This is a genomic window from Mesorhizobium sp. CA8, assembly GCF_020164955.1.
Lineage (GTDB): Bacteria > Pseudomonadota > Alphaproteobacteria > Rhizobiales > Rhizobiaceae > Mesorhizobium.
In genome coordinates this window covers 40,841-59,574 of record NZ_JAIUHG010000025.1, presented here as the reverse complement: position 1 = coordinate 59,574, position 18,734 = coordinate 40,841, and the positions used below count along the sequence as shown (strand labels likewise).

The following is an 18,734-nucleotide window of genomic DNA, read 5'->3' as shown; positions in this document are numbered from 1 at the left end:
GACATTTCGATGAGCGAGGGACACTCGACCTATACGCCGAAGACCGGTATCGAGCGCTGGTTCGACGCCCGCATGCCGCTGCCGCGGCTGATCTATGACAGCTTCGTCGCCTATCCGGTGCCGCGCAACCTCAACTACATGTGGACGTTTGGCGGCATCCTGTCGATCATGCTGGTCGCGCAGATCCTGACCGGCATCGTGCTGGCGATGCACTACACGTCCGATACCAATCTCGCCTTCGATTCGGTCGAGAAGATCATGCGCGACGTGAATTCGGGATGGCTGTTGCGCTATCTTCATTCCAACGGCGCTTCGTTCTTCTTCGTCGCCGTCTACATTCACATCTTCCGCGGCCTGTTCTACGGTTCGTACAAGGCGCCGCGCGAGCTTTTGTGGATCCTCGGCTGCATCATCTACCTCCTGATGATGGCCACCGGCTTCATGGGCTATGTGCTGCCCTGGGGTCAGATGAGCTTCTGGGGCGCCACCGTCATCACCGGTTTCTTCAGCGCCATCCCGCTGGTCGGTAACTGGATCCAGCAGCTTTTGCTCGGCGGCTTCGCCGTCGACAACCCGACGCTGAACCGCTTCTTCGCGCTACATTACCTGCTGCCGTTCATGATCGCCGGCGTCGTCGTCCTGCACATCTGGGCGCTGCATGTCGTTGGCCAGTCGAACCCGACCGGCATCGAGGTCAAGTCGAAGACCGACACGGTGGCCTTCACGCCCTATGCGACCATCAAGGACGCGTTCGGCATGATCGTATTCCTGTTCGTCTTCGCCTATTTCGTCTTCTATCTGCCGAACTATCTCGGCCACCCGGACAACTACACGGTCGCCAATCCGCTGAAGACGCCGGCCCACATCGTTCCGGAATGGTACTTCCTGCCGTTCTACGCGATCCTGCGCGCCATCACCTTCAACATCGGCCCGATCAACTCCAAGCTCGGCGGCGTGCTGTGCATGTTCGGCGCCATCGCCATGCTGTTCCTGGTGCCGTGGCTCGACACCTCGAAGGTGCGCTCGGCGGTCTACCGTCCGTGGTACAAGCTGTTCTTCTGGCTGTTCGTGGCCGATGCCATCCTGCTCGGCTGGCTGGGCTCGCAGCCGGCGGAAGGCAGCTACGTGTTCATGGCGCAGATGGCGACTTTGTTCTACTTCGCCTTCTTCCTGGTCGTCATGCCGGTACTCGGCCTGATCGAGACGCCGCGCAGGCTGCCGAACTCGATCACCGAGGCGGTGCTGGAAAAGAAAAAGGGCGGCAGCGGACATCTGGCAGGCATGACCGCCGCGCCGGATACCAAGGGCTGAGAATCTGAGGGGATTTTGGGTATGAAGAAGATTCTCACCTCGCTGGCGCTGCTCGGCCTGGTGGTCGCGGGCACCGCGGCCATCGCCGCCGAAGAGCAGAACCCGGCCGCTCCGACGCATTTCCCGATCAACGAACCGAAGGAAATGAGCTGGAGCTTCGCCGGTCCGTTCGGCACCTATGACAAGGCGCAGCTGCAGCGCGGCCTCAAGGTCTACAAGGAAGTCTGCTCGGCCTGCCACTCGATGAACCTGGTGGCCTTCCGAACGCTGGAAGGGCTCGGCTATTCGGAAGCGCAGATCAAGACGCTGGCCGCCGGATACACCATCCATGACGGCCCGAACGATGCCGGCGACATGTTCGACCGTCCCGGCAAGCCGTCGGATCACTTCCCGGCGCCGTTCCCGAACGAGCAGGCCGCTGCTGCCGCCAATGGCGGCGCCGCGCCGCCCGACATGTCGCTACTTGCCAAGGCGCGCGGCGTCGAGCGCGGCTTCCCGCGTTTCATCTTCGATATCTTCACCCAGTACGCGCAGGGCGGCCCGGATTACATCCACTCGCTGCTCACCGGCTACGACCAGACGCCGCCGGCCGGCATGGTGATCCCGGAAGGCACGCACTACAACCCGTACTTCCTGTCCGGTGTGTCGCTGAAGATGCCGAAGCCGCTCTCCGACGGCCAGGTGACCTATGACGACGGCTCGCCGCAGACCGTCGACCAGTATGCCCGCGACGTCGCGGCCTTCCTGATGTTCGCGGCCGAGCCGCATCTTGAGGAACGCAAGAAGACCGGGTTCCGCGTCATGGTCTTCCTGCTGCTCTTCGGCGCGCTGGTCTACATGACCAAGCGCAGGGTGTGGGCCGACGTGGCGCACTGAGGCGCCGTTGACCGCAAGAATTTGAAAGGGCGCCACAGGGCGCCCTTTTTGCATTTCGGTACGCGCTAACTGCGGGCTATGTCACATGGCCGTCATTGCGCGTGGCGATCCTGCCTTGCTTCATCAAAGGATCGCACCCATGAAAAGATATGCATCGCTCGCGGCCGGTTTCCTGCTGCTTGTCACCGGATATGCCGCCCATGCCGACGAGGCGCAGCCCTTCGTCACCAGCAAAGACATCGAGCTGACGATGATCCTGCCGCCGCCGCCCGCCAACGATTCGGCCGAGACCAAGGCCGAGCTCGGCGAGGTGCTGACCCTGCAGGTGACGCGCACGCCGGAAATGGAAAAGCGAGCCATCGCCGATGCCGAAGAGAATGTCTGGCGCTTCGCCGATGTCATGGGACCGAAGTTCAACGAGGAAACGCTGCCGAAATTCGGCGCCTTCTTCGATCGCGTCGTGGCGACCGAAGGGGCCGTCGTCGATCCGGCTAAGGATGTCTGGAAGCGTCCGCGCCCGCATCAGCTGAGCGATCTGGTCAAGCCGGTCGTGAAGCTGTCGAACTCCGGCTCCTGGCCGTCTGGCCATGCGACGGTCGGCACCATGATGGGCATCATCCTTGCCGACATGGTTCCGGAAAAGCGCGCTGAGATCATGGCGCGCGCGGCCGAATTCGCCCATAATCGCGTGGTCGGCGGCATCCACTATCCGTCCGACATCGAGATGGGCAAGATCTCCGGCAGCGTGATCGCCGCGGTGCTGCTCAACCGTCCCGATTTCAAGGCCGAGTACGAGGTGGCGCGCTCCGAGCTGCGCTCGGACCTCGGCATGTAGCCGCACGGTAGCGCCTGTATTTCGAAGGGCCCCTTCGCGGGCGCCCTTTTCGTTTCGTCCGAGGCCGGTCGGTGCCGATCCTTTGCTGGATGTGCTTGTCTCTGGCTCGACATCGCGGTAGCCCTTGTCGGTCGCGTCGGGCAGCAATGGCCGACGCCGCCACATCCGACAGCCGGACACGCGGAAAGCCTCGATGAAATCCTCCCTAGAAGACACGCTGCTTGCGGCTATCCGCACGATTCCTGACTATCCGAAACCCGGCATCCTGTTTCGCGACATCACCACGCTGCTTGGCGACGCCCGCGCCTTCCGGCGCGCCATCGACGAGCTGGTCCATCCCTATGCCGGGCTGAAGATCGACAAGATCGCCGGCATCGAGGCGCGCGGCTTCATCCTCGGTGGCGCCGTTGCGCACCAGCTTTCGGCCGGCTTCGTGCCGATCCGCAAGAAGGGCAAGCTGCCTTACGAAACGGTGCGCGTGGCCTACAGCCTCGAATACGGGCTGGACGAGATGGAGATGCACAAGGACGGCGTCTCGCCGGGCGAGAAGGTGATCGTGGTCGACGACCTGATCGCCACCGGCGGCACGGCGGAAGCGGCGGTGAAGTTGCTCAGGCAAATCGGCGCCGACATCGTCGCCGCCTGCTTCGTCATCGACCTGCCGGATCTCGGCGGCCGCCAGAAGCTCGAAGCGCTCGGCGTGCCGGTCAGGACGCTGATCGGGTTCGAGGGGCATTGAAGAGCTTTCCCTCATCCCACAAGGGGACAAGGGAGAGGCTCACTATCCCACCTTCACCAGAACGGCGCTGTCGAACTCGATCACCTTGTCGCCAGTCGAATCGAACCCTTCCGAACGCAGCGTGAGCAGATTCCAACCCGGACGCCCGGCGAGCGGGCGGTGCGCCTGCGCGGTGCGCGTGAAAGTCACGGTCTCGCCGGCATAGACCGGCTTCAGCCATTTCAAATTGCGGAAGCCGGGCGACGGGCCGAATTCGGGCTGCGGGCCGGGGCCAGTCCAGCGCACGCCCTCGGTCTCCATGCGCTTTTCGAGATTGTATTTCATCCAGGTGGCGGCGGTGTGCCAGCCCGAGGCGCAGAGCCCGCCAAGCACGCTCTTCTTCGCCGCCTCTTCATCGACGTGGAAGATCTGCGGATCGTACTTTTTGGCAAACGCCTTGATCTCGTCGGCCTCGAACTTATGCGAGCCGAGCGTGACCGTTTCGCCGATCAGGAAGTACTCGTCCAGGGTCATGACAGGTCCCTTGCGGCATCACGCGCGAGGAACATGCCGGTGTTCTCCAGCTCGAAAACACTCTCGCCGCGCTGGTTGACCAATTCGCTGCGCATGGTGATCAAGCCGAGCTGCGGCCGCGACTTGGACTGGCGCTTGGACAGGATCGTGACCGTGCCGCGCAAGGTATCGCCGGCCAGCACCGGCTTCTTCCATTTCACATGCTCGATGCCCGGCGAGCCCTGCGAGGTCGAATCGAGCAGGAAGGCGTCGCACAGCATGCGCATGAACATCGCGCAGGTGTGCCAGCCCGAGGCCGAAAGCCCGCCGAGAATGCTGGCCTTGCCGGCTTCCTCGTCGAGATGCATCGGCTGGGCATCGAACTCCGCGGCGAATTCGATGATCTCGGCGGCGCTTACGGTCTTGCTACCGATGTTCAGCGAGGCGCCCTCGACGAAGTCCTCATAAGCCCAGGTCTTTCCGGTCATGTCGGCAATCCGGTTATCCCAAAGATCGGGCGACCCGGATGCAGGCCCAGGACGATTTGGTCAAGTGATTTCTGGTAAGCCAGTCAGGCACTCAGGTGTTGAACTTGAACAGCATGATGTCGCCGTCCTGGACGACATACTCCTTGCCTTCGTCGCGCGCCTTGCCGGCTTCCTTGGCCGCCACTTCGCCGCCCAGCGTGACGAAGTCGTTGTAGGAGATCGTCTGGGCGCGGATGAAGCCGCGCTCGAAGTCGGTATGGATGACGCCGGCCGCCTGCGGCGCCTTATCGCCCTTGTGGATCGTCCAGGCGCGCGTCTCCTTCGGCCCGACGGTGAAATAGGTGATCAGATGCAGGAGCTCGTAGCCGGCGCGGATCACCTTGTTGAGGCCCGGCTCGTCGAGACCGATCGAGGCCAGGAACTCCATTTCCTCCTCGTCGGAAAGCTGAGCGACTTCCGCCTCGATCGCCGCCGAGATCACCACCGTGCCGGCGCCCTGCGCGGCCGCCATCTTCTCGACCGCCCTGGTATGCTCGTTGCCGGTGGCGGCGTCCGCCTCGGCGACGTTGCAGACATACAGCACGGGGTGCGAGGTGAGGAGGTTCAGTCCCTGCAGGATGCGCAGATCCTCCGGCGCGATGCCATTGAGCAGGACGCGCGTCGGCTTGCCGGCCTGCAGCAATTCGAGGGCGGCTTCCATCATCGGCAGCACGGCCATGGCTTCCTTGTCCTTGCCGGCGGCGCGCTTGCGGATCTGGGCGATGCGGCGCTCGAGGCTTTCGAGATCCGCGAGCATCAGCTCGGTCTCGACCGTCTCGGCGTCGGCGACAGGATCGATGCGGCCCTCGACATGGGTTATATCGTCATCCTCGAAGCAGCGCAGCACATGCACGATGGCGTCAACCTCACGGATGTTGGCGAGGAACTGGTTGCCCAGCCCTTCGCCCTTGGAGGCGCCGCGCACCAGGCCGGCAATATCGACGAAGGAGATGCGGGTCGGGATGATCTCCTTCGACTTGCCGATCGCCGCGATCTTCTGCAGGCGCGGGTCAGGCACCGCCACCTCGCCGGTGTTCGGCTCGATGGTGCAGAAAGGATAGTTGGCGGCCTGCGCGGCGGCCGTCCTGGTCAGCGCGTTGAACAGCGTCGACTTGCCGACGTTGGGCAAGCCAACGATGCCACATTTGAAACCCATGTTCGTCCAGTCCTGTCGGAATTCGATTTTGAAGTGGGCTATGGGCGATAGGGGTGACGAACGTCAAGCCCCAGGCGTCGTTCGATCGACGCTCACTCCTTGCCGAACAGCTTCTTCAGCATGGCGGCCATCGGGCCGCTCTCGGGAAGTTTTGCCGCCGGCTGCTGCGGGCGCGCCTGGCGGACATGGCTTTGCTGCTTCGGCGGCTTGGGCGGCGGGCGGTCGTCATCGCCGGTCGGCACGAGCTTCTCGCGCAAGGTCAGCGTGACGCGGTTCATGAACGAGCTGTCGTCGCCCTTGGCGAGCAGCGCGGCATGGTCGGCGATTGCGTCCAGCAGGACATCGAGCCACTCGCGGTCCGCCTTGGCGAAATCGCCAAGCACATGGCCGTGCACCATCTCCTTGACGCCGGGATGGCCGACGCCGATGCGCACCCGGCGATAGGCGTTGCCGACATGCTGGTCGAGCGAGCGGATGCCGTTATGGCCGCCAGAGCCGCCGCCCACCTTGATCCTGAGCTTGCCGGCGGCAAGATCGATCTCGTCATAGAAGACGGTGAGGGCGGATGGTTCGAGCTTGTAGAAGCGCAGCGCTTCGCCGACCGATTGTCCGGAAAGGTTCATGAAGGTCTGCGGCTTGATCAGCAGGATTTTTTCGCCGCCGAGCATGCCTTCGCAGATCAGGCCCTGGAATTTTCTCGACCAGGGCGAAAAGGAATGGCGGCGGGCAATCGCGTCCGCCGCCATGAAGCCGACATTGTGCCGGTTGTTTTCGTATTTCGTGCCCGGATTGCCGAGGCCTGCAAAGACAAGCATCGCTATCTCCGAGCGTTAGAACATGATGCCGAAAAGTGTGAAGCGGTTTTCGGAAAACATGATGCTCTATTTCTTTGATTTAGAGCCGGATGAAATCATCCGGCTCGGAGAATTACTTCTCTTCGGCCGCCGGGGCCGCCGTCTCGGTCGCCGACGCCTCGGTGGTGGCTTCCGTCTCCGGCTTCATCGCCGACGAGCCGGCAATGGTCGCGATGGTGAAGTCGCGATCGGAGATGACGGGCTTGACGCCGGCCGGCAGCTTGACCGCCGAGATGTGGATCGAGTCGCCGATGTCGGTGCCGGTGAGATCGATGGTGATGAATTCCGGGATCGCGTTGGCCGGGCAGTGGAACTCGACTTCGTGACGAACGATGTTGAGCACGCCACCGCGCTTGATGCCGGGCGACTTGTCCTCATTGATGAAGTGGACAGGCACGTCGACATTGACCTCGGTGTCCTTGCCGATGCGCAGGAAGTCGACATGGACAGGGAAATCCTTGACCGGGTCGAGCTGGAAATCCTTCGGCAGGACCTGGATCTTCTTGCCGTCGACATCGATCGTGGCGATCGTGGTCAGAAACCCGCCGCCATGGATCTTGTAGAAGATGTCCTTGTAGTTCAGCGCAATAGCCAGGGGAGGCTGCTTGTCGCCGTAGATAACTGCAGGCACTTTACCGTTGCGGCGAACTGCACGGGCGGACCCCTTACCGACCTGTTCGCGCGCTTCGGCCTTGAGCTCGTAAGCGTCGTGGCTCATGGCATTTCCTTTCGCGTGTTATGGAGCGCTTACGGCGGGCAAGCCCATCCGTAAACGTCGAAAGCCGTCGCGGCCTTGCACGATCTATCCAATGCGTTTGGCGATCCAAATGCGTCTGGGATCTGCGAGGCCTGGCCGGCCTTCCTCCGCGTTGCCTCCAAGGGTGTCTACGCGGGTGGCGGCTCTATAGCGGAAGGCGGCCGAGGGTGCAAGCGATTGGGCTGGAAGGGATTGGGAGCATTGCAGGGTGGTTTTCAACGCCGAGCATAAACCGGATACCCATTTGCGGCGAATGTAGGATCGCGCGGTTCTCAACCGTCCTGCGGCATGCAATCAGACCCCGTGGGGACCAACATGAAACTTCTGTTCAGCCGCAATCCCAATCCTCGCCTCGCGGTCGCGACCGCGCGCTATCTCGAGGCCAAGATCGCGTTCGAGTTCGCATCGCCAATGGCGCCCGGGCAGGCCGAGCGCTACCGCGCGCTTAACCCCAATCTGACCTTGCCTATCCTGGTCGGTCCGGGATGGAGCCTGTGGGAGGCTGACGCCATCGCCTGCCGGCTTTCTCGCGACCTTCGCTCGGATTTCTGGCGCAGCGGAGACGACGAGCCGGACATGATCCGCTGGATCAGCTGGGGCAAGGAACGGTTCGCCTTCGCTTGCGACATGGTGCATTTCGAGCGCGGCACCAAGCAGCGCTACGGGCTCGGTCCGATCGATCGGGCGTTGGTCGAGGAGGGGCTGAGGCAGTTCCACACCGCCGCGGCGGTCCTCGAGCCTGAGCTTTCCGCACGGGATTGGCTGGTCGGCGATTCGATCTCCTATGCCGACTTCCGCATGGCGACGTTCCTGCCTTTCAACGATGCCGCCGGATTGCCGCTCGACGACTATCCGTCGATCAGTCGCTGGTATGGCCGGCTGGAAGCGATCGACGCCTGGCGCGACCCGTTCCAGGGACTGGAAGCGCCGCCACTGGCGCCGGTCAAGATCGAGGCGTGACCCGCATACGCTGAACCTATCAAAGGCGCCCGGGACGCAAACTCGTCCGGTCGAGTCCGATCTCGTTTTCAGTACATCTCAGCCGGAGTCGACCTCCAGACTGTCGTTCAGCGCATCGCGCAACGCCTGGATTTTCCGGTTCAAGGTATCGAGTTCAGCCAATTTCATGCCTGAGCGCTCGATCAGGGTCTCGTTCAGGCAATTACACCGGACGAGCAGAGCCCGTCCTCTGGGGGTCAGGTCGACCTGCACCTGACGCTCGTCGATCTGGCTGCGCTGCCGGGTGACAAGGCCTGCCTGCTCCATTCGCTTTACCAGCGGGGTGATCGTGCTCGATTCCAGGGCGAGCCGACGCGCGATGCCGCCCACCGATATGCCGTCCGCCTCTCCCAGCGCGTTGAGCACGAGATATTGCGGATAGGTGATGCCCATCTCGTCCAGCATCGGCTTGTAGGTGCGGCTGATCGCCATGCTGGTGGCATAGAGCGTGAAGCAGAGCTGATTGTCCAACGGGAGAGGCACGGCGCATTCCTTTTGCCGACTGAGCTTCTGTTGTGTACCACGAAAAATGATATCACGATACGTATTTCCATGGACGCGGCGTCCGACCTCAGTTAAGGAGGATATTATCGCGATATTGTTTATCGCGATATCAACAGAAGGAGATTGAGATGACCTCGCAGACCAAGTCAGGCTCGGGCAGCGGCACGATCACCACCAAGGACGGAACGCAGATCTTCTACAAGGATTGGGGCACGGGCCAGCCGATCGTCTTCCACCATGGCTGGCCGCTGAGCAGTGACGACTGGGACGCTCAGATGCTGTTCTTCCTGTCAAAGGGTTACCGCGTCATCGCGCATGACCGGCGTGGCCATGGCCGTTCCAGCCAGACCGACACCGGCAATGAGATGGACACCTATGCCGCCGATGTAGACGAGCTCACGGCGTATCTCGGCCTCAAGGACGCCATCCATGTCGGTCATTCGACGGGCGGCGGCGAGGTGGCGCGCTATGTCGCGCAATATGGCGACCGCGTCGCCAAGGCCGTGCTGATCGGGGCGGTGCCGCCGATCATGTTGAAAACGCCGGCCAACCCAGGCGGCCTGCCGATCGAGGTGTTCGACGGTTTCCGCGCGGCGCTGGCGGCTAACCGCGCCCAGTTCTTCCACGACGTGCCGGCCGGGCCGTTCTACGGCTTCAACCGCCCGGGCGCGCAGGTTTCCGAAGGCGTCGTCGACAATTGGTGGCGCCAGGGCATGATGGGCGGCGCCAAGGCGCATTACGACTGCATCAAGGCCTTCTCGGAAACAGACTTCACCGAAGACCTGAAGAAGATCGACGTGCCAGTGCTGGTCATGCATGGCGACGACGACCAGATCGTGCCGATCGCGGACTCCGCGCTCATCTCGATCAAGCTGCTCAGGAAGGGCGAGCTCAAGGTCTACAAGGGCTTTCCGCATGGTATGGCAACGACCCATGCGGATGTCATCAACGCCGACCTCCTGGCCTTCTTCAAGGCCTGAGGCTGGCCGCCAAACACGAAAGCACCCGCCAAGCGGCGGGTGCTTTGATCTTTGAAAACCGTTCGAAGTGGCCGGGCAATCAGGCCTTTCGCGCTTCCCTCATGTTGGGGAGGAACAGCGTCAGGAGACCGAGGAAGGGCAGGTACGAGCAAATCTGGTAAACGAAGTCGATGCCCTTCATGTCGGCGACGACACCGAGCACCGCGGCGGCGATGCCGCCCATGCCGAAGGCGAAGCCGAAGAAGATGCCGGCGATCATGCCGACGCGGCCGGGAACCAGCTCCTGCGCGAAGACGACGATGTTGGAGAAGGCCGACGACAGGATCAGGCCGATCAGCACGGTGAGCACCATCGTCCATTCCAGATTGGCGTAAGGCAGCGCCAGCGTGAAGGGCAGCACGCCGACGATCGAGAACCAGATCATCGCCTTCTGTCCATAGCGGTCGCCGAACGGGCCGCCGAGCAGGATGCCCAGCGCCGAGGCACCGAGGAACAGGAACAGCATAACCTGGCTCATCTGCACCGAAACGCCGAACTTATGCATGGCGTAGAAGGTGTAGTAGCTTGAGAGCGAGGCGATATAGGCGTTCTTGGTCAGCACCAGCAGCGTCAGCACGGCCAGCGCCCACATGACCTTCTTGCGCGCAAAGGGCGAGACATGGGCAGCCTGCCTGCGGGTGGCCATAGAGGCGCGCAGCCGGCTGTACCAGCCGCCGACTTGCCATAAGACGACGATGCCGATCAGCGAGCCGACGGCGAACCAGGAAATGCTCGTCTGGCCGAACGGCACGACGATGAAGGCGGCGAGCAGCGGTCCCATCGCCTGGCCGAAATTGCCGCCTACCTGGAACAGAGATTGCGCCAGGCCGAACCGGCCGCCCGAGGCGAAGCGCGCGATACGCGAGGATTCCGGATGGAAGATCGCCGAGCCGATGCCGATCAGCGAGGCGCCGATCAAAAGCAGCCAGTAATGGCCGGCATGCGCGAGCACCACCAGGCCGACCAGCGAGGAGGCCATGCCCCAGGGCAAGGAGTATGGCATCGGCTTCTTGTCGGTGATCATGCCGATGACCGGCTGCAGCAGCGATGCCGTCACCTGGAAGGTGAAGGTCAGAAGGCCGATCTGCCAGAAATCGAGACCATAATTGTCCTTGAGCAGCGGATAGATCGCCGAAAGTAGCGACTGCATGATGTCGTTGACGCAGTGGCAGAAGCTCACCGCAAGAATGACGGTGAAGGCCGTCGCTTGCGCCGAGATGTTGCTTGCCGGCGCCGGTGCGGCGACGGAGGTGGCGGTCGTATCGGTCAAGGCAATGCTCCGTAGTCTTGTTGGAGCATGATCTTGTCCGAAAACCGGTTCCCACTTTTCGGGATCATGCTCTAGGCGGCGAACCGCAGCCGGCCTTATAAGCCCGTTGCCAAGCGACTTCTTTCGTGGTTTGGTCCAATAGTTTCGCAAGTGGGCCACATCCGATGCCGAATAGCCGGGAGATATTCAGAGGCGATGCCGCCGAGCTCGGCCGGCTGCATGAAAGCCGCCGGCAATGGCTGGAACAGGCCGTCGGGCCGGCGGTTGCGCTGCCAACCGAATATCCGGACGGCTACCACGTGCCGCAGCACCGCCACAGCCGCAGTCAGCTTCTGCACGCGCTGGTCGGCGTGGTCCTTGTGACGACCAGGCACGGACGCTGGATGGTGCCGCCCGACCATGCGATGTGGATACCGGCCGGCACCGAGCATTCGGTCGAGATGCTGGGCGACGTCTCGATGCGTTCGGTCTATGTCATGCCGGACGCCATTGCCGGCCTGCCGCAAGGCTTACGCGTCGTCGGCATCACCGATCTGATGCACAGCCTGATCGTGGAATCGGAGAAGCTGCCGCAGGGCGGCGAGCTCGAAGGGCGGGCGGCGCTCGTCATGGGACTGCTGCTGCACGAGATCCCGAACCTTCCGGAACGGCCGCTCGGCCTGCCTTTCCCGTCCGATCCGAAGCTCGCGGCGCTTTGCCGGCGCTTCGTGGCGGCCCCTTCGCCGCATGCGACGATCGACGGATGGGCGGATGCGGCGGGCATGAGCCGGCGGTCGTTCACCCGCGCCTTTCACCGCCAGACCGGGCTGTCGCTCTCGACCTGGCGCCAGCAGGCCTGCCTGTTCGCGGCGCTGCCGAGGCTCGCCGACGGCGAGCCGATCACCAGGGTGGCGCTCGATCTCGGCTATGACAGCGTGCCGGCCTTCATCACCATGTTCAAGCGCATGCTCGGCGCTTCGCCGCGCGGCTATATGCGCGGCGCGCGCGATGCAGGCGAGGGGACGAAACGGCTGACCGGGCCGGCCCAGGCCAGCAGCGCAATAGCCTAATCGAACAGGCTCGAGACAGATTCTTCCGTCGCCGTGCGCGAGATCGCCTCGCCCATCAGGTCGGCGATCGAAATGACGCGGATGTTCGGGGCGTCGAGCACGCCCTGGGTCGGCTGAATGGAATCGGTGATCACCAGTTCCTGCAGCTTCGAGCCGGCGATGCGTGCGACGGCGCCGCCGGAGAGCACGCCATGGGTAATGTAGGCGGTGACGGAGGTCGCGCCATTGGCCAGCAGCGCGTCGGCCGCGTTGCAAAGCGTACCGCCGGAATCGACGATGTCGTCGATCAGGAGGCAGTCCTTGCCGGCGACCGCGCCGATGATGTTCATGACTTCCGATTCACCGGGACGCTCGCGGCGCTTATCGACGATGGCGAGCTGCGCGTCGAAGCGTTTGGCCAAAGCACGCGCCCGCACAACGCCGCCGATGTCGGGCGACACGACCACGACGTTGCCGAGCTGCTTGTACTTGGCCTTCACGTCGCGGGCCATCACCGGCACCGAGAACAGATTGTCGGTCGGGATATCGAAGAAACCCTGGATCTGGCCCGCATGCAGGTCGAGCGTCAGCACGCGGTCGGCGCCGGCGCGGGTGATCATGTTGGCGACCAGCTTGGCCGAGATCGGCGTGCGCCCCGAGGCGCGGCGGTCCTGCCTTGCATAGCCGAAATAGGGGATGACCGCCGTGATGCGCCGCGCCGAGGAGCGCATGAAGGCGTCCATCATGATGAGCAGTTCCATCAGATGATCGTTGGTCGGATAAGAGGTCGACTGCAGGATGAAGACATCCTCGCCGCGCACGTTTTCCTGGATCTCGACGAAGATTTCCTGGTCGGCGAAGCGCCTGACGCTGGCCTTCCCCAGCGGGACGTTGAGATAGCGAGCGACCGCCTCGGCCAGCACCCGGTTGGAATTGCCCGCGAAAAGCTTCATGCACCGTTCCTGGTGAAGGATGGAGAGGCCGGAGAGACTCTCATTCGCCTTTTATGCGGGCTTTTAGCGGCCCGCGCCGGTATTGCAAGCCTCGTTGTGGGGAATCCTTCCGGTGGCCGCAACAAACACCGAAGACATCGCAAGCCGGCAACAGTCTGGCCGGCAACAGCTCGGCCGGTCCGGTCAACCGGCGCCGCCGCTGCCGAGCCAGGTAGCGAACTGGTCGATCGTCTGATCGGCGATCGCCTGCATGGTGGCGGGCGCCACCGTGGGCCAGCCTTCGCCGCTGCCGACGGCAGGCGCCTTCTGCTGACCATTGATGCGGTGCAGGCGATTGCCGGACGGGTCGTAAATATCCCAGACATAGATGACGGTCGTGTCCTTGCCCTCGGACATGGTCGAAAAATAGCCCTTCAGCACATGCGTCGCCGTCTGGTCCGTGCTGCCGACAAGCGTCAGGCCACGCTGTTTGGCACGGCTCTGCAGTTCCGCCGTCAACGGTGCCGCCGCGTCCACCGATGCGCCGACGATCGGCGCCACCTGCAGCCGCGTCTTGGCGAGGGCGGCGGTTTGCGCCGGCGTTGCGCGTGTCGCGGGTGACGCTGTGATGGAAGGCGCGGGCGAAGGAGCAGGCGCGGTCGTGGTCGCAGATGTGGCCGTTGTCGATGTGCTTTGCGGGGTGGCCGAAGACTGGGCCGAGCTCGCTGGCGGGGTGATCGCCGAAGGTTCCAGGACGTCCTTGGCGTTGGTGCAGGCGCCAAGCGCCAACACCGCAAGCAATGACACGGTCGTCACCTGCGATCGTCTCATTTGCCTGAAAACTCCCTGTTGGCGAACGCCCCCGCGCGAACCAACCATTATGGATTCACTGCACGATCAAGTCGAGATCATGGCGCGACAGCGGCTTCGGCCCCGATTCCGTGGTGAGGTAGGTGCGGCCAAGGGTCATCGCGGTCTCGGTCTCGGAGTCCATGATGATCATATGCGCAAACAACGTCATATTGGGTGCGATCGGCTCCGGATTGCCCTGGTAGAACATCGGCATGTCCATCCAGGACGGCGTGAATCGGGCGCCGACCGAATAGCCGCAGGCGTTCAGCCGGTGCTTGGTCAGGTTGTGCGCTTCGAGGGTGCGGGCGTGCGCATCGAAGACGTCGCCGAAAGTGTTGCCCGGCGTCATCGCCTTTTCGACAGCGAGCAGGGCGGCACGGGAAGCGTCGAACAATTCCTGGTGACGTTTCGACACCTTGCCGGTCAGAACGGTGCGCATCATCGGGGCATGATAGTGGTGGAAGACGCCGGCCCATTCGAGCGTCAGCTGGTCGTTCTTGGTGAGCTTGCGGCGGCCTGCCTTGTAGCGGCAGAGCAAGGCGTCGGCGCCGGAGCCGATGATATACTCATTGGCGGGGTAGTCGCCGCCGCCGGCAAAGACCGCGCCCTGCATGGCGGCAAGGATGAGCCCTTCGTCGCCGCCTTGCTTGATCAGCGGTAGCGCCGCGTCCAGCGCGTCGTCGGATAGATTGGCTGCCTTTTCCGCCTTGGCGATCTCCGCCGGGCTCTTGAACAGGCGCAGCCGGCCGACGATACCGGAAGCATCGGCGATTTGGCCGAAGGTCTGCAACTGCTCGTCCAGACGGCGGCCGTTATAGGCGGTCAGGCCATGGGTGTCGTATTCCACCCCGATGCGGGCGCCGAGCAGATCGAGATCGTTGAGCAGGTTGCGCAGGTCGATCGCCGGATTGGCGCCCTGACGGTCGGTCCACAGCACGATGTTTTCGATGGTCGAGGTGTGGCGCGCCTGCCTGAGATCGGCCGAACGGGTGAGCAGCACCATCGAGCCGTCGGCCTTCACTACCAGGCACTGGAAAAAGCAGAAGCCGAAAGTGTCATAGCCGGTCAGCCAGTACATGCTCTCCTGCGCGAACAGGAGCACGGCGTCGAGCTTCTTCTCGGCCATTTCGATCAGCAGCCGGTCGCGCCGCGCGTCGAATTCCGAACGTTCGAAATGCAGCGCCATTACTCTTTCTCCAGAACGATTGCTGAAACCTGGCGCCCATAATCCGCTTCCTTGCGGTGTGTGGTGCGCCGGTAGGAATAGAAAAGCTCTTCTTCCGCGTAAGTGCAGCGGCCAAGGCCTTCAGCGGTCACGCCGGCCTTGCGGAGCCGGTCGATCGTATATCGGTTGAGGTCGAACATCGAGTGGCCGGTCGTCTTCGACGGGCTGAAATAGCGGTGATTGCCTGCATCGGCCTCGAGAAAGCGGGCGACGAATTCCGGCCCGACCTCGTAATTGTCAGGGCCGATCGAGGGGCCAAGCACGGCGATGATGCGGTCGCGGTGGGCGCCGAGGCCCTCCATGGCAAGGATGGTGTTTTCGAGCACGCCGGTGAAAGCGCCCTTCCAGCCCGCATGGGCGGCGCCGATGACGCGCGCCTCGGCATCGGCGAAGAGAACCGGCCCGCAATCGGCGGTCGAGGCGCCGATGGCGATGCCGGGACGGTCGGTGACGATGGCGTCGGCTTTCGGGCGAGGACCGGCGAAGGGTTGCCTGGCGACAACGACATCCGGCGAATGGATCTGGTGCGCGGTCAACAGATGATCCGCCGGCACGCCCATCCAGTCGGCAACGCGCCGCCGGTTCTCGGCGACCAGTATCTGATCGTCGCTGGAGCCCGTGCCGATGTTGAGCCCCCGATAGATGCCGTCGGAGACGCCGCCGATGCGCGTGAAATAGCCGTGGCGCATGCCTGGCGCCTTTTCAAGCAGCGGCGAGCGTACTGGATCGGGTCTGGTCTGATTCAGCATGGTTGGGTTTGTCGTCCGTGCGGGGCGGTCTCGTCAAGGCGAAGTTCGGAGAACGAAGCAGACCAGACGGCAAGGCCGCGATCTCAGGCAGCTTTGGCCGCCGGCAGGATCTTTACGACCTTGAACAGTTCACCCATCGCGTCGGGGCCGCCCAGGCGTTCGACCGCGTCCGAGATGGCTTGACGTGTCTCGGGATCGGCATGAGCGCCAAGCGTGCCGGCGCGCTCGAGCAGGCCCATGCCGAGCAGGAACTCGCCCTGGGTCGACAATTGCACATTGAGACCGTGAGCGCGCGCCACGTCGGCAAGAGCGGCGAAGTCGACATGGGCGGTTAGGTCGGCTTCGCCCGGATTGGCCAAAACGTCCTCGCGCTGGTGTCGGCGCAGCGCCTGGAAAGTGTCGCCGATCCCTGCCTGCAGATAGCCGTAGTCGATGAAGAGGCCGGCGCCGCCCCGGCCGGCTATGCGTTCGGCGATCTGCGACATCAGCGCCGAACGGGCAGGCGCCACTTCGACGATGGCGCCTTGCGGCGCATCGGCAGCGGCGGCCGGCAGCAGTGCCGGGTCGACCGACCCCGCGCCGGCGAAAAAGTGCAGTTCATCGGCGCCGTCGAGGCCGACAACGCGCTCGCGCCAGCCCGTGCCGACATAGACGAACTGCCGGATCGGCACAGCGTCGAACAATTCGTTGCCGACGATAAAGAGCGGCTGCCGCGGCAGCGTGTCGATGGTCTGGTGCCAGGCAAGCGGCGCGCTCTCGCCGGCAAGCGTCTGCTTCTGGATCTCAGCCAGGCGCGGGCTGGTCTCGATCATGGCAAAGGAGGCGCCGGCCAGGAGCGCCGGGTCGAGCCGCGACCAGGTGCGCAGCATGTCCTTCATCAAGGTGCCGCGGCCGGGACCGATCTCGGCGAAGGTCGCGGGCAACGGCCGGCCGGCACCCTGCCAGGCCTGGTAGAGCCAGACGGCGACGAGCTCGCCGAACATCTGGCTGATCTCGGGCGCGGTGATGAAGTCACCGGCGGCGCCGAAGGGCTCGCGCGTCGTGTAATAGCCCTCGTCGGGATCGAACAGGCAGAGCGCCATATATTCGCTGACCGGGATCGGCCCCGCCGCGCCGATCAGGCCTATGATGCGCTCCTTCAGCCGGGTCATGCCGCCCGCGGCTCGGCCGCCGGTTTTGCAGTGACCATGGCCCAGATGCCGGCAAGCACCATCGGCGTGGACAGGATCATGCCCATGGTCAGCCAGTTGGTGCCAAGCAGATACCCGAGCTGCTGGTCGGGCTCGCGGAAGAACTCGACGAAAATGCGCGACAGGCCGTAGCCGCAGATGAAGGCCCCGCCGACGAAGCGCGGCGTCTTCAGTTTCAGGCGCGAATGGGTGAGGAGGCGCAGCACCAGGAAGAGCACGAGGCCTTCGAGCAAGGCCTCGTAGAGCTGGCTGGGATGGCGGGTGAACGGGCCGCCATTGGGGAATTCGATCGCCCAAGGCACATCCGACGGCCGACCCCAAAGCTCCGAATTGATGAAGTTGGCGACACGCACGAGGCCGAGTCCGACAGGCACACCAGCCGACACCACATCGAACAATGTCCAGGTGGGGATGCGGCGCCTGAGCGAAAACAGCGTCATGGCGAAGATGACGCCAAGCAGGCCGCCATGGAACGACATGCCGCCTTGCCAGACGGCGAAGATGTCGAGTGGATGCGCGATGTAGCGAGGCAGGTCGTAGAAGAGCACGTAGCCGGTGCGTCCGCCCAGCACGACGCCGATGGCCGCCCAGACGATAAAGTCGTCGAGGTCCTCGGGCTTCATCGGCAGCTTGCCGTCCGGCCAGAGGCGCGGGTTGGTGACGAGGCGCTTGGCGTACCACCAGGCAAAGAGGATGCCGATAATGTAGCCGACGCCATACCAATGCACCGCCAGCGGCCCGATATGGACGATGACCGGATCGATGTTGGGGAAGGGCAGGGAGGCCAGCGGCAGCAGGAAATATTCGCTCAAAACGGAGGTCCCCGGTGACGGTCACGATTGGGCGCGGACCATGCGGCAGGGTTTTGGCGGGGTCAAGGCAAGGCTTCGCTTGCATTCGGCGCCGTGCGCCACTACGTCAAAACGACAAAGCGAGGATCTGCCATGGCGACCGGACCGAACCGCATTCTCGACGAATTCGCAAAGATCATGACCGATGCCGCGGGTGCCGCGCAGGGCGTGCGGCGCGAAGTGGAGACGGCGTTCCGGGCGCAGGCCGAGCGCATGCTGAATTCCATGGATGTGGTGCAGCGCGAAGAATTCGAGGCGGTGCGCGAGATGGCGGTCAAGGCGCGGGAAGACAACATCCAGTTGGCGACGCGCGTCGAGGCGCTCGAGGCCAGGCTCGCCGAACTGACCGCAGAGGCCGCACCTGCGGGTGCTGCGAAGCCCCGCGCAAAAAAATAATCGTTAAACTTTTCCACATAGCGCGATCCGAAAAATCGCTTTGCCGTGAATCGCTTACCGGCATTGCATGAATCTTCGTGACAGCCACCTTTCCACATGCGGATGACGCAGTGCGAAAAATTGGGCTGTTCACGCGACTCCCGATCAATAGACTGAATTTGTTGCATGATTC

21 protein-coding genes are annotated in these 18,734 nt (G+C 63.4%); 8 read left to right on the top strand and 13 right to left on the bottom strand.

Features of this window, described 5'->3' with window-relative positions; translation table 11 throughout:
* Positions 1-9: 9 nt before the first annotated feature.
* The 4 genes from LB553_RS23780 (at position 10) to LB553_RS23765 (ending at position 3,761) form a co-directional block, all read left to right on the top strand.
* Positions 10-1,311, top strand: a complete 1,302-nt coding sequence (locus LB553_RS23780; protein ID WP_224516727.1) for a cytochrome b — start codon at positions 10-12, stop codon at positions 1,309-1,311.
* Positions 1,312-1,332: 21 nt separating this feature from the next.
* On the top strand, positions 1,333-2,187 hold the full coding sequence (locus LB553_RS23775; protein ID WP_224516726.1) for a cytochrome c1: 855 nt from the start codon (positions 1,333-1,335) through the stop codon (positions 2,185-2,187).
* A gap of 139 nt (positions 2,188-2,326) precedes the next feature.
* The gene (locus LB553_RS23770) at positions 2,327-3,022 is read left to right on the top strand and encodes an acid phosphatase (protein ID WP_224516725.1); all 696 of its coding nucleotides are present in this window, start codon (positions 2,327-2,329) and stop codon (positions 3,020-3,022) included.
* A 193-nt stretch (positions 3,023-3,215) separates the two neighbouring features.
* Positions 3,216-3,761 (top strand): adenine phosphoribosyltransferase, encoded by a 546-nt coding sequence (locus LB553_RS23765; RefSeq protein WP_041004452.1) that lies wholly within the window; start codon positions 3,216-3,218, stop codon positions 3,759-3,761.
* A gap of 42 nt (positions 3,762-3,803) precedes the next feature.
* Here the strand turns inward: LB553_RS23765 and LB553_RS23760 are convergent, their stop codons facing one another.
* The 5 genes from LB553_RS23760 to LB553_RS23740 form a co-directional block, all read right to left on the bottom strand.
* A complete protein-coding gene (locus LB553_RS23760; RefSeq protein ID WP_224516724.1) occupies positions 3,804-4,274 on the bottom strand; it encodes a MaoC family dehydratase in 471 nt (156 codons plus the stop codon).
* Positions 4,271-4,741, bottom strand: coding sequence for a MaoC family dehydratase (locus tag LB553_RS23755; RefSeq protein WP_224516723.1), 471 nt, complete (start codon positions 4,739-4,741; stop codon positions 4,271-4,273). Before LB553_RS23755 ends, LB553_RS23760 begins: the two co-directional genes overlap by 4 nt.
* A gap of 91 nt (positions 4,742-4,832) precedes the next feature.
* Positions 4,833-5,936 carry a redox-regulated ATPase YchF gene (ychF, locus tag LB553_RS23750; RefSeq protein ID WP_224516722.1) on the bottom strand — a complete coding sequence of 368 codons (1,104 nt, stop codon included), beginning with the start codon at positions 5,934-5,936 and terminating at the stop codon, positions 4,833-4,835.
* A 92-nt stretch (positions 5,937-6,028) separates the two neighbouring features.
* The gene (gene pth / locus LB553_RS23745; RefSeq protein ID WP_224516721.1) at positions 6,029-6,751 is read right to left on the bottom strand and encodes an aminoacyl-tRNA hydrolase; all 723 of its coding nucleotides are present in this window, start codon (positions 6,749-6,751) and stop codon (positions 6,029-6,031) included.
* Between the two features lie 112 nt (positions 6,752-6,863).
* Complete coding sequence (locus tag LB553_RS23740) at positions 6,864-7,508, bottom strand: 50S ribosomal protein L25/general stress protein Ctc (RefSeq protein WP_224516720.1); 645 nt, start codon at positions 7,506-7,508, stop codon at positions 6,864-6,866.
* A gap of 354 nt (positions 7,509-7,862) precedes the next feature.
* Between LB553_RS23740 and LB553_RS23735 the strand changes: the two genes are divergently transcribed.
* Positions 7,863-8,507, top strand: coding sequence for a glutathione S-transferase family protein (locus tag LB553_RS23735; protein WP_224516719.1), 645 nt, complete (start codon positions 7,863-7,865; stop codon positions 8,505-8,507).
* 78 nt (positions 8,508-8,585) lie between these two features.
* Here LB553_RS23735 and LB553_RS23730 read toward each other — a convergent pair whose 3' ends face one another.
* Entirely contained in the window at positions 8,586-9,029 is a 444-nt protein-coding gene (locus LB553_RS23730) for a MarR family winged helix-turn-helix transcriptional regulator (RefSeq protein WP_224516718.1), read from the bottom strand.
* 149 nt (positions 9,030-9,178) lie between these two features.
* Here LB553_RS23730 and LB553_RS23725 point away from each other — a divergent pair, with 149 nt between their 5' ends.
* Positions 9,179-10,030: an alpha/beta fold hydrolase gene (locus tag LB553_RS23725; protein WP_224516717.1), complete on the top strand. Its 852-nt coding sequence runs from the start codon at positions 9,179-9,181 to the stop codon at positions 10,028-10,030.
* Positions 10,031-10,109: 79 nt separating this feature from the next.
* Here the strand turns inward: LB553_RS23725 and LB553_RS23720 are convergent, their stop codons facing one another.
* Positions 10,110-11,339 carry an MFS transporter gene (locus tag LB553_RS23720; protein WP_224516716.1) on the bottom strand — a complete coding sequence of 410 codons (1,230 nt, stop codon included), beginning with the start codon at positions 11,337-11,339 and terminating at the stop codon, positions 10,110-10,112.
* A 164-nt stretch (positions 11,340-11,503) separates the two neighbouring features.
* Here LB553_RS23720 and LB553_RS23715 point away from each other — a divergent pair, with 164 nt between their 5' ends.
* On the top strand, positions 11,504-12,388 hold the full coding sequence (locus LB553_RS23715; RefSeq protein WP_224516715.1) for an AraC family transcriptional regulator: 885 nt from the start codon (positions 11,504-11,506) through the stop codon (positions 12,386-12,388).
* Here LB553_RS23715 and LB553_RS23710 read toward each other — a convergent pair.
* The 6 genes from LB553_RS23710 to lgt form a co-directional block, all read right to left on the bottom strand.
* Positions 12,385-13,320: a ribose-phosphate pyrophosphokinase gene (locus LB553_RS23710; RefSeq protein WP_126081663.1), complete on the bottom strand. Its 936-nt coding sequence runs from the start codon at positions 13,318-13,320 to the stop codon at positions 12,385-12,387. The two genes, LB553_RS23715 and LB553_RS23710, sit on opposite strands and share 4 nt — an antisense overlap.
* A 183-nt stretch (positions 13,321-13,503) precedes the next feature.
* Positions 13,504-14,130: a hypothetical protein gene (locus LB553_RS23705; RefSeq protein WP_224516714.1), complete on the bottom strand. Its 627-nt coding sequence runs from the start codon at positions 14,128-14,130 to the stop codon at positions 13,504-13,506.
* Between the two features lie 55 nt (positions 14,131-14,185).
* A complete protein-coding gene (locus LB553_RS23700) occupies positions 14,186-15,337 on the bottom strand; it encodes a M24 family metallopeptidase (RefSeq protein ID WP_224516713.1) in 1,152 nt (383 codons plus the stop codon).
* On the bottom strand, positions 15,337-16,125 hold the full coding sequence (gene pgeF, locus LB553_RS23695) for a peptidoglycan editing factor PgeF (protein WP_224516712.1): 789 nt from the start codon (positions 16,123-16,125) through the stop codon (positions 15,337-15,339). Before pgeF ends, LB553_RS23700 begins: the two co-directional genes overlap by 1 nt.
* 83 nt (positions 16,126-16,208) lie before the next feature.
* Positions 16,209-17,276, bottom strand: a complete 1,068-nt coding sequence (locus LB553_RS23690; protein ID WP_224516711.1) for a class I SAM-dependent methyltransferase — start codon at positions 17,274-17,276, stop codon at positions 16,209-16,211.
* Positions 17,273-18,127 (bottom strand): prolipoprotein diacylglyceryl transferase, encoded by an 855-nt coding sequence (gene lgt / locus LB553_RS23685; RefSeq protein ID WP_224516710.1) that lies wholly within the window; start codon positions 18,125-18,127, stop codon positions 17,273-17,275. The genes LB553_RS23690 and lgt overlap by 4 nt, the downstream gene beginning before the upstream one ends.
* Before the next feature lie 132 nt (positions 18,128-18,259).
* Here lgt and LB553_RS23680 point away from each other — a divergent pair, with 132 nt between their 5' ends.
* Positions 18,260-18,562, top strand: a complete 303-nt coding sequence (locus LB553_RS23680) for an accessory factor UbiK family protein (RefSeq protein ID WP_224516709.1) — start codon at positions 18,260-18,262, stop codon at positions 18,560-18,562.
* Positions 18,563-18,734 lie beyond the last annotated feature (172 nt).

What these genes read in the sequence shown, in the direction of transcription:
- LB553_RS23780 (WP_224516727.1), top strand. Translation starts at nt 10, where the DNA reads ATGAGCGAGGGACACTCGACCTATACGCCGAAGACCGGTATCGAGCGC.
- LB553_RS23775 (WP_224516726.1), top strand. Translation starts at nt 1,333, where the DNA reads ATGAAGAAGATTCTCACCTCGCTGGCGCTGCTCGGCCTGGTGGTCGCG.
- LB553_RS23770 (WP_224516725.1), top strand. Translation starts at nt 2,327, where the DNA reads ATGAAAAGATATGCATCGCTCGCGGCCGGTTTCCTGCTGCTTGTCACC.
- LB553_RS23765 (WP_041004452.1), top strand. Translation starts at nt 3,216, where the DNA reads ATGAAATCCTCCCTAGAAGACACGCTGCTTGCGGCTATCCGCACGATT.
- LB553_RS23760 (WP_224516724.1), bottom strand. Translation starts at nt 4,274, where the DNA reads ATGACCCTGGACGAGTACTTCCTGATCGGCGAAACGGTCACGCTCGGC.
- LB553_RS23755 (WP_224516723.1), bottom strand. Translation starts at nt 4,741, where the DNA reads ATGACCGGAAAGACCTGGGCTTATGAGGACTTCGTCGAGGGCGCCTCG.
- ychF (WP_224516722.1), bottom strand. Translation starts at nt 5,936, where the DNA reads ATGGGTTTCAAATGTGGCATCGTTGGCTTGCCCAACGTCGGCAAGTCG.
- pth (WP_224516721.1), bottom strand. Translation starts at nt 6,751, where the DNA reads ATGCTTGTCTTTGCAGGCCTCGGCAATCCGGGCACGAAATACGAAAAC.
- LB553_RS23740 (WP_224516720.1), bottom strand. Translation starts at nt 7,508, where the DNA reads ATGAGCCACGACGCTTACGAGCTCAAGGCCGAAGCGCGCGAACAGGTC.
- LB553_RS23735 (WP_224516719.1), top strand. Translation starts at nt 7,863, where the DNA reads ATGAAACTTCTGTTCAGCCGCAATCCCAATCCTCGCCTCGCGGTCGCG.
- LB553_RS23725 (WP_224516717.1), top strand. Translation starts at nt 9,179, where the DNA reads ATGACCTCGCAGACCAAGTCAGGCTCGGGCAGCGGCACGATCACCACC.
- LB553_RS23715 (WP_224516715.1), top strand. Translation starts at nt 11,504, where the DNA reads ATGCCGAATAGCCGGGAGATATTCAGAGGCGATGCCGCCGAGCTCGGC.
- LB553_RS23710 (WP_126081663.1), bottom strand. Translation starts at nt 13,320, where the DNA reads ATGAAGCTTTTCGCGGGCAATTCCAACCGGGTGCTGGCCGAGGCGGTC.
- LB553_RS23705 (WP_224516714.1), bottom strand. Translation starts at nt 14,130, where the DNA reads ATGAGACGATCGCAGGTGACGACCGTGTCATTGCTTGCGGTGTTGGCG.
- LB553_RS23700 (WP_224516713.1), bottom strand. Translation starts at nt 15,337, where the DNA reads ATGGCGCTGCATTTCGAACGTTCGGAATTCGACGCGCGGCGCGACCGG.
- pgeF (WP_224516712.1), bottom strand. Translation starts at nt 16,125, where the DNA reads ATGCTGAATCAGACCAGACCCGATCCAGTACGCTCGCCGCTGCTTGAA.
- LB553_RS23690 (WP_224516711.1), bottom strand. Translation starts at nt 17,276, where the DNA reads ATGACCCGGCTGAAGGAGCGCATCATAGGCCTGATCGGCGCGGCGGGG.
- LB553_RS23680 (WP_224516709.1), top strand. Translation starts at nt 18,260, where the DNA reads ATGGCGACCGGACCGAACCGCATTCTCGACGAATTCGCAAAGATCATG.